Genomic DNA, 13,576 nt, shown 5'->3' with positions numbered 1-13,576 from the left:
TCCGTCTGGGAGAATGGGGCCGTCAGGCTTGTCGAATGGTGAGAAGAGGAAGGGCCGATCGTGGCTCAGCAGAGCGCCGAGACCGACTGGGTCTCCAGGTTCGCGGACGAGGTCGTTGCCGAGGCGGAGCGCCGCGCCCCCGGCAAACCGATCGTCTGCGCCTCGGGCCTGTCCCCTTCCGGCCCCATCCACCTCGGCAATCTCCGTGAGGTCATGACCCCGCACCTGGTCGCGGACGAGATCCGCCGCCGGGGCTTCGAGGTCCGCCACCTGATCTCCTGGGACGACTACGACCGCTACCGCAAGGTCCCGGCCGGTGTCGCGGGCGTCGACGAGTCGTGGGCCGAGCACATCGGCAAGCCGCTGACCTCGGTGCCCGCCCCGGCCGGCTCGGCGTATGCGAACTGGGCCGAGCACTTCAAGGCCGCCATGGTCGAGGCGCTCGCCGAGCTGGGCGTCGAGTACGACGGCATCAGCCAGACCGAGCAGTACACCTCGGGCGTCTACCGCGAGCAGATCCTGCACGCGATGAGGCACCGCGGCCGGATCGACGCGATTCTTGGCCAGTACCGCACCAAGAAGGCCCCCGCGAAGAAGTCGCAGAAGCCCGTCGACGAGGCCGAGCTGGAGGCTGCCGAGGGCTCCGGCGCGGCCGCCGAGGACGACGGCAGCAGCGGCTCCGCCGGCTACTTCCCGTACAAGCCGTACTGCGCGCGGTGCGACAAGGACCTGACGACGGTCACCTCCTACGAAGAGGAGACGACCGAGCTGGCCTACAGCTGCACGGCGTGCGGCTTCGGCGAGACGGTCCGGCTCAGCGAGTTCAACCGCGGCAAGCTGGTCTGGAAGGTCGACTGGCCGATGCGCTGGGCGTACGAGGGCGTGATCTTCGAGCCGTCCGGTGTGGACCACTCCTCGCCGGGCTCGTCGTTCGTCGTCGGCGGGCAGATCGTGCGCGAGGTCTTCGACGGCGCGCAGCCCATCGGCCCGATGTACGCCTTCGTCGGCATCAGCGGCATGGCCAAGATGTCCTCCTCCAAGGGCGGCGTGCCCACCCCGGGCGACGCGCTGAAGATCATGGAGGCGCCGCTGCTGCGCTGGCTGTACGCGCGCCGCAAGCCCAACCAGTCCTTCAAGATCGCCTTCGACCAGGAGATCCAGCGGCTCTACGACGAGTGGGACAAGCTGGAATCCAAGGTCGCCGACGGCTCGGTGCTGCCCGCCGACGCCGCCGCGCACTCCCGCGCGGTGCGCACCGCCGCCGGTGAGCTGCCCCGCACCCCGCGCCCGCTGCCGTACCGCACCCTGGCCTCGGTCGCGGACATCACCGGCGGGCACGACGAGCAGACGCTGCGCATCCTCGGCGAGCTGGACCCGGCCGACCCGGTCACGTCCCTGGACGAGACCCGGCCCCGGCTGGCCAAGGCCGAGTACTGGATCAACACCCAGGTCCCGGCCGAGCAGCGCACGATCGTGCGCGACGAGCCGGACACCGAGCTGCTCGGCTCGCTCGACGAGCAGGGCCGCGAGTCCCTGCGCCTGCTGCTGGAGGGGCTGGACGACCACTGGTCGCTGGACGGGCTGACCACGCTCGTCTACGGCGTACCGAAGATCCAGGCCGGGCTGACGCCGGACGCCAAGCCGACGCCGGAGCTGAAGGTCGCGCAGCGCTCGTTCTTCGCTCTGCTCTACAACCTGCTCGTCGGCCGCGACACCGGCCCCCGGCTGCCCACGCTGCTGCTGGCGGTCGGCGCGGACCGGGTCCGCAAGCTGCTGGGGGCGTGAGCGCCTGACGCGGTGGGTCCGGCGCGGGGAGCGTACGGGCCCCCGACCGGCCGCGTGCGTACGGGTATGAGGCTCCGACCGCGCCGCTGCGACTTTCGACGCAGTGCCGGTTCGGCCCCGGGGACGACGATCCCCGGGGCCGCTCGCGTGAGGCTGGACCCATGCGAGGAACCATCGGAGTCATCGGAATCATCGTCATGATCCAGGGGGCCATGGGCGCCCTCGGCCGGACCTTCACGGACACCACGGGCTGGGGCATCCTGCCGCACTGGTACGACCTGCCGACGCTCGTGTACGCCGGTATGGCGGTCGCCGGTCTGGCCCTCTGCCTGTGGGGGGAGGTGGGCAAGAAGCACAAGAAGCGCGCGGACTCCGGCGGGTAGCCGCCTGCCCGCGGCGTTCCGGGCGGGAAACGGCCGGAACAGACATACGTCGAACACCGGGCGGGGACTCGTCTCCCATGACGGATTCGCTGACCTCACTCGGCCTGCCCGACGGCATCCGGGCCTGTCTGTTCGACCTCGACGGCGTCCTGACGAAGACGGCCGTCGTGCACACGGCCGCGTGGAAGGAAACCTTCGACGACTTCCTGCGCCACCGCGACGGCCCCGGTTTCACCCCCTTCGACCCGGTCGCCGACTACGACGAGTACGTGGACGGCCGTCCACGCGCCGACGGCGTCCGCACCTTCCTCGCCTCCCGCGGCATCGAGCTGCCCGACGGCGGCCCGGACGACCCGCCCGACCGCGAGACCGTGCACGGGCTGGGCAACCGCAAGAACGACCTGCTGCTGAAGAAGCTCCGCGACCAGGGCGCCGAGGCGTACGAGGGCTCCCGCCGCTATGTGCGGGCCGTACGCGACCGGGGCCTGGCCACCGCCGTCGTCTCCTCCAGCGCCAACTGCCGCGAGGTGCTGGAGTCCGTGGACATGGCGGGCCTGTTCGACGTACGGATCGACGGGAACGTGGCCGCCGAGCGGAAACTGCCGGGCAAACCACATCCCGACACCTTCCTGGAGGCCGCCGGGGACCTGGGCGTCCCCGCCGCGCAGGCGGTCGTCTACGAGGACGCCCTCGCCGGAATGGACGCCGGACGGGCCGGCCGCTTCGGATACGTCGTCGGCGTCGACCGGGTCGGCCAGGCAGAGGCGCTGCGCCGGCACGGCGCCGACGTCGTCGTCCGGGACCTCGCCGAGCTGCTGGGAAAGGACGGCCAGGCATGATCACTCACTCCTCGTACGCCTGCGCGCCCTGGGAACTGCGCGAGACCGACCTCAACCTGGACGTGCTGCCGCAGAGCGAGTCGGTCTTCGCGCTGTCCAACGGGCACATCGGCTGGCGCGGCAACCTCGACGAGGGCGAGCCGCACGGCCTGCCCGGCACCTACCTCAACGGCGTCCACGAGCTGCGCCCGCTGCCGTACGCCGAGGCCGGCTACGGCTACCCCGAGTCCGGGCAGACCGTCATCAACGTCACCAACGGCAAGCTGATCCGGCTGCTGGTCAACGACGAACCGTTCGACCTGCGCTACGGGCGGTTGCGCTCGCACGAACGGGTCCTGGACCTGCGCGCCGGAGTGCTGCGCCGCACCTGCGAGTGGACCTCGCCGGCCGGGTGCACCGTGCGGGTGACCTCCACCCGCCTGGTCTCCTTCACACAGCGGGCCGTCGCCGCCGTCGCCTACGAGGTCGAAGCCCTGGACTCCGAGGTGCGGGTCGTGGTGCAGTCCGAGCTGGTCACCAACGAGCAGCTGCCCGAGTCCGGCGGCGACCCGCGGGTGTCCTCCGCGCTGCACAACCCGCTGGAGCCGGAGGAGCACTTCGCCTCCGGCGCGCGCCTGCGGCTGATCCACCGCACCCGCCGCAGCGGGCTGCGCGTGGCCACCGCGGCCGACCACATCGTCGACGGGCCGGAGGGCCGCACCCGTACCGACAGCGAGAGCGGTGACGACACCGCGCGCTTCACCGTCACCTCGCTGCTGGAGCGGGGCCAACGGCTGCGCCTGGAGAAGACCGTTTCGTACGGCTGGTCCGGCGAGCGTTCGCTGCCGGCGCTGCGCGACCAGGTGGACGCGGCGCTCGCCGGGGCCCGCAGCACCGGCTGGCAGGGGCTGGCCGACCACCAGCGCGCGTACCTGGACGACTTCTGGGACCGCGCGGACGTCGAGGTCGACGGCGACGCGGAGATCCAGCAGGCGGTGCGCTTCGCCCTCTTCCACGTCCTGCAGGCGGGCGCGCGCGCCGAGCAGCGCGCCATTCCCGCCAAGGGCCTGACCGGCTCCGGGTACGACGGCCACACCTTCTGGGACAGCGAGACGTTCGTCCTGCCGATGCTCACGTACACCTCGCCCGGCGCCGTCGCCGAGGCGCTGCGCTGGCGGCAGCGCACGATGCCCGCCGCCTGCGAGCGGGCGCGCCAGCTCGGTTTCCGCGGCGCGGCGTTCCCCTGGCGGACCATCGAGGGCTCGGAGTGCTCCGCGTACTGGCCGGCCGGTACCGCCGCGTTCCACATCAACGCCGACATCGCCGACGCGGTCGTACGCTACGTGTGCGCCACCGGCGACGAGGAGTTCGAGCGGGAGACGGCCGTGCCGGTCCTGGTCGAGACCGCCCGGCTGTGGCACTCCCTCGGCCAGCACGACCACCACGGCACGTTCCACATCGACGGGGTGACCGGCCCGGACGAGTACAGCGCCGTCGCGGACGACAACGTCTACACCAACCTGATGGCCCAGGCGAACCTGCGGGCCGCCGCCGACGTGGTCGAACGCCATCCCCGGGAGGCGGAGGCGCTCGGCGTCGACGACGAGGAGAGCGCGGCCTGGCGGGACGCGGCGGAGGCGGTGGCCGTGCCGTACAACCGCTCGCTGCGGGTGCACGAGCAGTCGGCCGGCTTCACCGACCACCAGGTGTGGGACTTCTCCGGCACGCGCCCCGACCAGTACCCGCTCATGCTGCACTTCCCCTACTTCGACCTGTACCGCAAACAGGTCATCAAGCAGGCCGACCTGGTCCTCGCCCTGTACAAGCGCGACGACTGCTTCGACGCCGAGCACAAGGCCCGTAACTTCGCGTACTACGAGCCGCTGACCGTGCGCGACTCCTCCCTGTCCGCCTGCTGCCAGGCCGTCGTGGCCGCCGAGGTCGGCCATCTGCGCCTCGCCTACGACTACTTGGGCGAGGCGGCCCTGATGGACCTCCAGGACCTGGAGAACAACACCCGCGACGGCCTGCACACCGCCTCGCTCGCCGGCACGTGGATCGCCCTGGTCGCCGGCTTCGGCGGTATGCGGCACAGCGGCAAGGGCCTGTGCTTCGCGCCCCGCCTCCCCGAGAAACTCGGCCGCCTGGCGTTCTCGGTGCAGGTGCTGGGACGGCGGCTGCGTGTGGAGATCACCGGCCCGGCGGCGACGTACACGCTGGTCGAGGGGGCGCCGTTGGAGATAAGGCATTACGGCGAACCGCTCACCGTCTCCGACAAGAGCCCCCAGGAACGTCCGATCCCCGAACCGGCCGCCCGCCCGGAACCCGCTCAGCCCCCGGGGCGGCGTCCGTTGCGGAGGCATTGAGGGGGGCGGGCAGCCGGGCGCGCCGGTGCGGACCATGGCCCGGTCGAAGCGCTGGGTCATGGTCAAGTCGCGACGGCGGGAGGTCGTCTGACGGTACGTCGGTTCGCGGGCGGTGGCGGCCCGCTCCGTGGCCGGGACTCGTGTGTCAAACCGGGAGAACCCGCTCACCGGGCTGTCCGAAAACGGTCCGGTGGGTGTCGTCCGTCACAAGAGTGGTATGGCCATTTACCTATGCATCTGCCACCAAGAGACTTTAAAGATGAAGTCAAAAACCTTGTTCTGGCGCTTGGTCTAGACCTATAAACGTGGCTGTTGTGATTACCGCGAGTTCGGAAGGAATTAACCTTGGGTTAACCGTGTGGTGGGGATTCAGGGTCTTGATGGCGCGAACATTGGGGGAGTCATCGCCGGCAACACGTCGACGGCGCCAGGGGGAAAGACCACGCGCTTCGGTGTTCCAGTGGTCCCGGGAAGTCAGAAGCCGCTGCTCGTTTCCGTGCTGATAGACACGGCGGGCGCCGGTATGTTCCTGCCGCTTTCGCTTCTCTTCTTCGTCGAATACCAGGGAATTCCGGCGGCTGTGGCCGGTTCGGCGGTGACGCTGGGCTCGCTGCTCTCTTTTCTCTTCATTCCGGCCTGTGGCCGGCTGGTGCAGCGTGCGGGGCCGAAAGTCTGTCTCGTGGTCAGCAATGTGCTGACCGGCGTCGGCTACAGTGCCTACTTCCTCGGGGACGCGGGTGCCGGGATCGCCGCGGCGGCGCTTCTGGTGATGCTGGGGGACCGGCTGTACGGGGCCGCCTGGCCCACGGCCGTGGCCCGGATCGCGGCGCCCGGGGAATTGACCCGGTGGTTCTCCTTCGTGAATTTCCTCAAGACCACCTGCCTGGGGCTGGGGTCGGTGGCCTCCACCGGGATTCTCGCCCTGCTGGGGACCCGGGGGCTCGCGCTCGCGCTCCTGCTCAATGTGGCCAGCAGTCTGGTGGCCGGGGCGCTGGTCCTCACCGCGCGGATTCCGGCGGCCCCCACCGTGGGGGAGAGCGGACCGCGCTCCACCCTCCTGCGCGTGCTGCGGGACCGGCCCTTCATGGCGCTCGTCGCGTCCCAGACGCTGCTCTCCGCGGCCTGGCTCATCCCCACCGTCGCGTTCCCCGTCTATCTCGTGACCGTGCTCCACCAGAGCCCGTTCTGGCCCACGGTCGTGGTGGCCGTCCGCTACGGCGTGATCGCCCTGCTGCAGGTTCCGCTCACGGCCCGCGTGGCGGGCTGGCCCCGGTCCCGTGTGCTGTTCCACGCCATCGGCGTGGCCGCCGCCGCCATCGCGGTCACCCTGGCCGTACCGGCCGTTCCCGGCGCGGCGCAGGGAGGCGTGTGCGCGTTCGTGGCCGCCCTGCTGGCCATCGCGGAGCTGGTCTCCAAGCCCACCGCGTCGGCCGCGGCCGTATCGCTGGCACCGAGCGGTGACGAGGGACCGTACATGGCGGTCTTCCAGGTCACGTGGACCCTTGCCTATGCCGTCGGACCCGCGGTGATCGGAGTCGGCATGGGAGCGCCACAGGGCCTGTGGCTCGGTCTGGGGGGCTGTGTCCTGGCGAGCGCGGCGGCGCACGCATGCGGCCGGCAGCGCCGCGTTCCCGCACGATCCGAAGAAATGAGCGATGCTTTGTGATGCACGATGCGAACAGAGTCCTCGCCGGTGCCGTGGTGGCCGGACTCGACCCTTCCGCCCGCCGGCACAGTGCGCCTCGATGGAAACTGAGCCTGCCGTATTACGAGGCCGCCAGGGCCGGTCTGGAGCGTATTGGACGTCACCATGAACCGCTGCTTGCCACTTTGCGTGACATGGCGGCAGGCTCCCGGGCTCCGCAGTATTACGACAAGCTCCTCTCGGCGCTCGCCGACTGCGCCGACCAAGCCGCTCTCGCGGAACTGAACAGGGAGCTGTCCGCCAAAGTCAGGCTGCTCTACTTATCCGTACACGGCCGGGAAATACCCCAGCTGCAAGAGCCGCAGCCGCGCGGTGGCGGAGGCGCTTCTCCCGCCACGGTCGGGCCGACGGTCCGTGTCGTCATTCCCTTTCGTGCCCGCCAGGACGCGCAGCTCCGGGTCCGGAACCTCCAGGCCTGTCTCGACGCGCTCGGTCATCAGACCCTGGACCGCCGGAATTTCCATGTGACGCTGGTGGAGAGCGACAGCATTCCCCGGCATGCCGCCACTTTCGCCCGTCAGGTGGACTCCTACGTGCACCACCCCGACGGCGGCCCCTTCAACAAAGCCGCCGCGGTCAACCGGGGCGCCGAAGAGGCCACCGGTGAGACGGTTCTGTGTGTGCTCGACGCCGATATCGTGCTGCCGCCGGCGTTCCTCGCGGCAGCGGCGGGCGCGGTGACTTCGGGTGCGCCGCTGATCCCCTACGAAGACGCCTTCTGCCTCGACGCCGAGTCCTCCGACCGCCTGGCACTGACCCCGCCGCACCGCCTCGACGGCACCTGGTCCGGATATCTTCTGCGCCGGCCGCCCGGCGGCTGCGTCATGGTCACGGCGGCCGACTTCCACGCCCTGCGCGGATTCGACACCCGGTTCGCCGGATGGGGAGGTGAGGACCGGGACTTCGTCAACCGCCTCGAATCCCGGGGCACGGTGGGCCGGCTGCCCGGCCTCCTGCTCCACCTGCTCCATGAACGGCCCGAGATGAGCGACGACCACGACGGCATCATGCGGGCCGCCCTGGCCAAGGGCCGGCAGCCGTGACCGTACTGCCCGCGCACCCGTGGGGCGGGCCGCGGGCTTCCCCCGCGGCCACCCTCGTGGCCCTGCACGGCATCCGCGGCCACGGCCGCCGATGGCGCTTCCTGACCCCGCTGTCCGGCTACGGCCTCGACCTGCGCGGCCACGGGCACGCGCCCGCGCCGCCGCCCTGGACGCTGGAACAGCACGCCCGGGACGTCCTGGACACCCTGGACGCGCTGCGCGCCGACGCGGTGGATCTCGTCGGCCTGTCCTTCGGCGGCGCGGTGGCCCTGCACGTGGCCGCACAGGCCCCGCGGCGCCTGCGCAGACTGGTCCTGCTCGATCCCGCCGTCGGCCTGGAGCCGGCCGAGGCGCTCGAACGCGCCCGCGCCGCACAGGCGGCGCCCAGCTTCGGCACCGTCGCCGAGGCGCGCTCGGAGCGCGCTCGGCTGTGGCCCGGCGCGTCCGCGGCCGTGGTCGACGCGGAAGTCCGCGAACACCTGCGCCAGGGCGGGGACGGCCGCTGGCGGTGGTCCTACGAACCCTCGGCGGTCGTCGCCGCCTTTTCCGAAATGAGCCGCCCCGCCCCACCGCCTCCGCCCGGCGTCCCCACCCTCCTGGTGTGCGCCCGCACCGGCAGCCTCGTCCCGCGCGCCTACGCCGCCGACTGCCGCGCCGCCGGCGTCGAGGTCCAGGTGATCGACGCCGGACACGGCATGGACATCGAGGCCCCACACCTCACCCGGGCCCTGGTCGCCGGCTTCCTGGAGCGCTGACGTCCGGCCGGTACGCCTCGCCGGCGCGGACGGGACCCGCTCCCTGGCCTTCTCATCTGCACAAACGACGGAAACGAAGGTATCCACGTGCGTCGCTCACTGATCATCCTGGCCACCGGGGACTCCAGCAGCGCCCCCGGCGATGCGCCCCCGTCCACACTGCCGCTCCTCGGCCGCCCCGTCGTGGGGTACGTACTCGACGCCGCGCGGCAGCTGGAGGCCGAGGAGGTGCTCGTCGTCGTGGACAGCCACCATGCCCGGCCGGTCGCCGAGTACCTCGACTCCACGGCTTCCTCCGCCCGTGTCGTCGAGGTCGGGCAAGGGCAGCCGATGGCCGACGGGGACGCGGTCCACCAGGCGCTGCGTCACGTCCCGGACGCGGAGGGGACCGTGTTCGTCGTGGCCGGGGACCTCCCCCTGCTGCGCCCGGAATGCCTCCTGTCCCTGGCAGCGGCACACGGCACCTCACACGCTGCCGCCACCCTCCTCACAGCCGACGGCGCCCTTCGCACGCCCCGGTACGACAGCCCGCTCCGCGCCTTCGACGCCCAGCTCCTCAGGACCGCTCTGCACAAGCTCGGCCCCGACAGCGGACCGCGGCGGACGACGCTGGCCGACGTCCTCCGGCTCTTCCGCGACGAGCGGCTGCGCATCGACGGGCACGGAACGGACCGGCCCGCCGATGTGCTGCGCTGCCCCGGTCCGGCCGAACTGACGCGAGCACGGCTGCTGTTACGCGGACGGATCAACGAGGCGTGGCTGCACTCGGGCGTCACCATCATCGAACCGGACAGCGCCTGGATCGACGCGACGGTGCGCCTGGAGCCGGGCGTCACCCTGGAACCCGGCGTCATCCTGCGCGGCCGTACGTCCATCGCCGCGGGATCCGTCATCGGACCGGACGCCACGCTGATCGACACCACGGTCGAGGCCGGGGCGTCGGTCATCCGCGCACACGCGGTGAGTGCCACCGTCGGGGCGGGCGCCAGCGTCGGCCCCTTCGCCTATCTGCGCCCCGACACGGTGCTCGGCGAACGTACCAAGATCGGCACGTTCGTCGAGGTGAAGCAGGCGACCGTCGGGGACGGCACACAGGTGGCGCACCTCGCCTACGTCGGCAACGCCTCGCTCGGCACGGACGTCAACATCGGCGCCGGGACGACGTTCAGCCTCTACGACGGCGTGACCAAGCACCACACGACGGTGGGCGATGCCGCGTTCATCGGCTGCCACACGAGTCTGGTCGCCCCGGTGAACGTCGGGCCGGGGGCCTTCACCGCCGCGGGCAGCGTCATCACCAAGGACGTACCGGCCGGTGCCCTCGCGGTGGAGCGCGGCCCGCAGAACAACGTCGAGGGCTGGGTGGCACGGCGTCGGGCGGGCACCCCGTGGGCCGCGGCAGCGGAGACCGCCACGGTCGGCCGGAAGGCGGATGACGACGGTTCCGGCTCCTGAGGCCGGCGGGCCCCACTGCCCCTCCCCGGCCCCGGCGGGCCGGGGAGGACCGGGCGGGTTACTGGTTGGCCTTGCCGACCGCGGCCACGGCTTCCTTGGCGGCGGTCTCGGCGGACTTGAGCAGGTCGCTGGGGTCGGGGGCGTCGGCGCCGGCCATGCCCGCGCCGTTGTAGTTGACGGTGACGACGACGTTGGCGGTGCGGGCGATCACCGCCTGGTTCTTGAAGTCGTTGCCGTCCTTCTTCAGGTCGTAGGTGATCCAGGTCGACTCGTCGCCGTTGCCGTCGACCGCGCCGGTCTTGGGGTTCTTGGCGCCCTCGGTGCCCTTCGCCGCGTCGACCTGCTTCTTGTAGAAGTCGGTGGCGCGCTTCTCGCCGGTGCCCAGGGTCGGGTCGGAGTCGTAGCGCTGGAAGCCGACGTCCAGCCAGCGGTACTGGGTGCCGTCCACGCCCTGGGAGTCGGAGCTGTTCCAGGCGCAGTAGCCGCGCGCCATGGCGTCGGAGGACTTGCCCTGCTCGCCGTCCTCGTTCTTGGTCTTGGGCACCAGCTTCTTGACGGTGTCCTTGGACACGGCCTGGCAGGGGTTGGGCAGCTTCTTCAGCTTGGCGGGCGTGACGCTGGGGGACGAGCTGCCGCTCTTGCTGGGGGTGGCGGCGGGCTTCGACGTGCCGCCCGAGTCCTTCTTGCCGGAGTCGTCGTCGGAGGAGCAGCCGGCGACGAGCATCACCGGTACGGCTGCGCAGGCGAGGAGGCTGGCGAGTCGCTTGGCTGAACGGTGCATGGTTCCTTCGCTGTTCGTCGTCGTTCGGCGCGTCGCTGGGACGCCGTCGGGTGCCGCGCGGTCCGGGTGCGGTCCGCTTGCGGTACGTCCTTCGGGGCGCGCGGCGACGTTGCCGCGCGCGGGGCTCGGGGCCACACGGTACGCGGCGAAGGGCGGCCGGAGGGCGATTCGTGACGTTACTCGCCGGACAAAGCGGACTATTCGTTGAAGCGGTCGACCAGCTCCTGGGCCAGGGCCTGCGCCTTGTCCTGGAGGTCCCTGCTGTCCGGCAGCTTCGTCTTGTCCGCCGACCACTGGTCGTAGGCGATGGTCACGATGACGTTCGAGGAGCGGAAGACGACCGTCACGTCCCGGTGCACGCCGCTGTCCGCGGTGATCAGCTTGTCGTTGAGGAACGCGGCGTCGCCGAGGCCGTCCAGGACGCGCGGGGCGGTGGAGGAGCCGGGCGCGTCGCTCGCGCTCCCGCTCGCCGGAGTGGAAGGGGAGCCGGTGGGGGCGGGGGAGGCCTTGCCGCCGTCGGTGCCCTTGCCGGTGCCCTGGTCGCCGTCGCCGTCGCCGGTCCGGCCGCCGTCGGCGCCCGTGCCGGGCTTGTCCTTGTCGGCGGAGGGCGTGGGCGTCGAGGAGCCCTGGCCGGCCGGCAGCTGGGCGGCCAGTTCCTTCTTGCCGTAGAGGTTCTGCGCCTTGTCGTCGTCGCTGACGGCCGGGTCGTAGGAGACCACCCGCTCGAAGTCGAGGCTGAGGTGGCGGATGCCGTCGGGGGCCTCGCGCTTCCAGCGGCAGCCGACGCGCCGGTCCGTGTCGTACGTGATCTCGGCGGTGCCCGCGTAGACCTTCTCGGCGTCCTGGGGGCTCTCCGTGCCGCCGGGCGGCAGCAGCCGGCGCAGGGTGCCCTTGGCGGGCAGGCCGCACGGTTCGGGGAGCGTCTTGTACTTGCCGGGTTCGGCGGACGGTGACGTGGCGGCCGAGTCACCGCTCTTGGTGTCGACGGCGCCGCTGCCGGAGCCCGGGCTGCCGGTGCAGGAGGTGAGCGTGGCGGCCAGCGCTGCCGCGGTCGCCAGCGCGGCCCCCGGTACGAACGACCTTCGCTGCACCGTAACCGGCTCCTTCCGTAGGAAATCTGGTTGCCGCGGACAGACGGCGGGTGGACACAATGTCTACCGCACGTTCTGCCGCATACGCCGGTTCCCTGTCCTTGATCAGGCTTCTTGTCCGGCTTTTGCTATTGATTACTTTTCGGGGGAATGAGGAAGTCATGTCGTACACCGAAGTGCCCGGAGCGAAAGTTCCGATCCGGATGTGGGCGGACCCGTCCACGGTCGAAGGCGTGGCCATGCAGCAGCTGCGCAATGTGGCCACCCTGCCATGGATCAAGGGCCTGGCCGTGATGCCGGACGTGCATTACGGCAAGGGTGCGACCGTCGGGTCGGTGATCGCCATGCACGGGGCGGTCTGCCCGGCGGCCGTCGGTGTCGACATCGGCTGCGGGATGAGCGCCGTCAAGACCTCCCTCACCGCCGACGACCTGCCCGGTGACCTGTCCCGGCTCCGCTCGAAGATCGAGGAGGCCATCCCGGTCGGGCGGGCCATGCACGACGACCCGGTGGACCCGGGCCGGCTGCACGGCCTGGCGACCGGCGGCTGGGACGACTTCTGGGGCCGGTTCGACGGCGTGGCGGAGGCGGTCAGGTTCCGGCAGGACCGGGCCGTCAAGCAGATGGGCTCGCTCGGCGGCGGCAACCACTTCATCGAGTTCTGCCTCGACGAGACCGGCGCGGTGTGGCTGATGCTGCACTCCGGCTCCCGCAACATCGGCAAGGAGCTGGCCGACTTCCACATCGGCCAGGCGCAGAAGCTGCCGCACAACCAGGGGCTGGTCGACCGCGACCTCGCCGTCTTCGTCGCGGACACCCCGCAGATGGCGGCGTACCGCAACGACCTCTTCTGGGCGCAGGAGTACGCCAAGCACAACCGCGCGATCATGATGGCGCTCTTCCAGGACGTCGTCCGCAAGGAGTTCAGGAAGGCGAAGCCGACGTTCGAGCCGGTGATCTCCTGCCACCACAACTACGTGGCGGAGGAGCGGTACGACGGCATGGACCTGCTGGTGACCCGCAAGGGCGCGATCCGCGCCGGGAGCGGCGACTACGGCATCATCCCCGGTTCGATGGGCACCGGCTCGTACATCGTCAAGGGCCTCGGCAACCCGGCGTCCTTCAACTCCGCCTCGCACGGCGCGGGCCGCAAGATGAGCCGCAACGCCGCGAAGAAGCGTTTCTCGACGCGGGACCTGGAGGAGCAGACACGGGGCGTGGAGTGCCGCAAGGACTCCGGCGTCGTGGACGAGATCCCGGGCGCGTACAAGCCGATCGAGAAGGTCATCGACCAGCAGCGGGACCTGGTGGCGGTCGTGGCCAAGCTCAAGCAGGTGGTGTGCGTGAAGGGCTGACCGCGTGCGCCCCGCCGGGGCCCCGGACCGGCGTGTTGC

General features: G+C 71.1%; 11 protein-coding genes. 9 read left to right on the top strand and 2 right to left on the bottom strand.

Translation table 11 applies throughout. From position 1 onward, the window contains the following. Window positions 1-60: 60 nt before the first annotated feature. The 8 genes from lysS (at window position 61) to ACFV57_RS22090 (ending at window position 10,310) form a co-directional block, all read left to right on the top strand. Complete coding sequence (lysS, locus tag ACFV57_RS22125; protein WP_385234798.1) at window positions 61-1,785, top strand: lysine--tRNA ligase; 1,725 nt, start codon at window positions 61-63, stop codon at window positions 1,783-1,785. Window positions 1,786-1,946: 161 nt separating this feature from the next. Continuing rightward, on the top strand, window positions 1,947-2,168 hold the full coding sequence (locus tag ACFV57_RS22120; RefSeq protein ID WP_385234795.1) for a hypothetical protein: 222 nt from the start codon (window positions 1,947-1,949) through the stop codon (window positions 2,166-2,168). Between the two features lie 77 nt (window positions 2,169-2,245). After that, on the top strand, window positions 2,246-3,007 hold the full coding sequence (locus tag ACFV57_RS22115; RefSeq protein ID WP_385234792.1) for an HAD family hydrolase: 762 nt from the start codon (window positions 2,246-2,248) through the stop codon (window positions 3,005-3,007). After that, window positions 3,004-5,352, top strand: coding sequence for a glycoside hydrolase family 65 protein (locus tag ACFV57_RS22110; protein ID WP_385234789.1), 2,349 nt, complete (start codon window positions 3,004-3,006; stop codon window positions 5,350-5,352). Before ACFV57_RS22115 ends, ACFV57_RS22110 begins: the two co-directional genes overlap by 4 nt. Before the next feature lie 358 nt (window positions 5,353-5,710). Continuing rightward, window positions 5,711-7,018 carry an MFS transporter gene (locus tag ACFV57_RS22105; RefSeq protein WP_385234787.1) on the top strand — a complete coding sequence of 436 codons (1,308 nt, stop codon included), beginning with the start codon at window positions 5,711-5,713 and terminating at the stop codon, window positions 7,016-7,018. Window positions 7,019-7,191: 173 nt separating this feature from the next. Continuing rightward, a complete protein-coding gene (locus tag ACFV57_RS22100) occupies window positions 7,192-8,100 on the top strand; it encodes a glycosyltransferase family 2 protein (protein WP_385234784.1) in 909 nt (302 codons plus the stop codon). Next, complete coding sequence (locus ACFV57_RS22095) at window positions 8,097-8,855, top strand: alpha/beta fold hydrolase (protein WP_385234781.1); 759 nt, start codon at window positions 8,097-8,099, stop codon at window positions 8,853-8,855. Before ACFV57_RS22100 ends, ACFV57_RS22095 begins: the two co-directional genes overlap by 4 nt. A gap of 87 nt (window positions 8,856-8,942) precedes the next feature. After that, entirely contained in the window at window positions 8,943-10,310 is a 1,368-nt protein-coding gene (locus ACFV57_RS22090; protein ID WP_385234778.1) for a bifunctional N-acetylglucosamine-1-phosphate uridyltransferase/glucosamine-1-phosphate acetyltransferase, read from the top strand. A gap of 58 nt (window positions 10,311-10,368) precedes the next feature. Here the strand turns inward: ACFV57_RS22090 and ACFV57_RS22085 are convergent, their stop codons facing one another. Next, complete coding sequence (locus tag ACFV57_RS22085; protein ID WP_385234775.1) at window positions 10,369-11,091, bottom strand: DUF3558 domain-containing protein; 723 nt, start codon at window positions 11,089-11,091, stop codon at window positions 10,369-10,371. Between the two features lie 197 nt (window positions 11,092-11,288). Next, entirely contained in the window at window positions 11,289-12,182 is an 894-nt protein-coding gene (locus ACFV57_RS22080; RefSeq protein WP_385234772.1) for a hypothetical protein, read from the bottom strand. 161 nt (window positions 12,183-12,343) lie between these two features. Here ACFV57_RS22080 and ACFV57_RS22075 point away from each other — a divergent pair, with 161 nt between their 5' ends. Then, window positions 12,344-13,537: an RtcB family protein gene (locus tag ACFV57_RS22075; RefSeq protein ID WP_385234770.1), complete on the top strand. Its 1,194-nt coding sequence runs from the start codon at window positions 12,344-12,346 to the stop codon at window positions 13,535-13,537. The last annotated feature ends 39 nt before the right edge of the window (window positions 13,538-13,576 follow it).

Origin of the sequence: Streptomyces sp. NPDC059788 (assembly GCF_042732265.1) — a bacterium.
Taxonomy (GTDB): domain Bacteria; phylum Actinomycetota; class Actinomycetes; order Streptomycetales; family Streptomycetaceae; genus Streptomyces.
The sequence above is the reverse complement of the archived record's forward strand: the minus strand, read 5'-3'. Positions and strand labels throughout refer to the sequence as shown.

Bases quoted from the DNA above. Each gene is read 5' to 3' on its own strand.
- ACFV57_RS22120 (WP_385234795.1), top strand. From the start codon at position 1,947: ATGCGAGGAACCATCGGAGTCATCGGAATCATCGTCATGATCCAGGGG.
- ACFV57_RS22115 (WP_385234792.1), top strand. From the start codon at position 2,246: ATGACGGATTCGCTGACCTCACTCGGCCTGCCCGACGGCATCCGGGCC.
- ACFV57_RS22110 (WP_385234789.1), top strand. From the start codon at position 3,004: ATGATCACTCACTCCTCGTACGCCTGCGCGCCCTGGGAACTGCGCGAG.
- ACFV57_RS22100 (WP_385234784.1), top strand. From the start codon at position 7,192: ATGGCGGCAGGCTCCCGGGCTCCGCAGTATTACGACAAGCTCCTCTCG.
- ACFV57_RS22085 (WP_385234775.1), bottom strand. From the start codon at position 11,091: ATGCACCGTTCAGCCAAGCGACTCGCCAGCCTCCTCGCCTGCGCAGCC.
- ACFV57_RS22075 (WP_385234770.1), top strand. From the start codon at position 12,344: ATGTCGTACACCGAAGTGCCCGGAGCGAAAGTTCCGATCCGGATGTGG.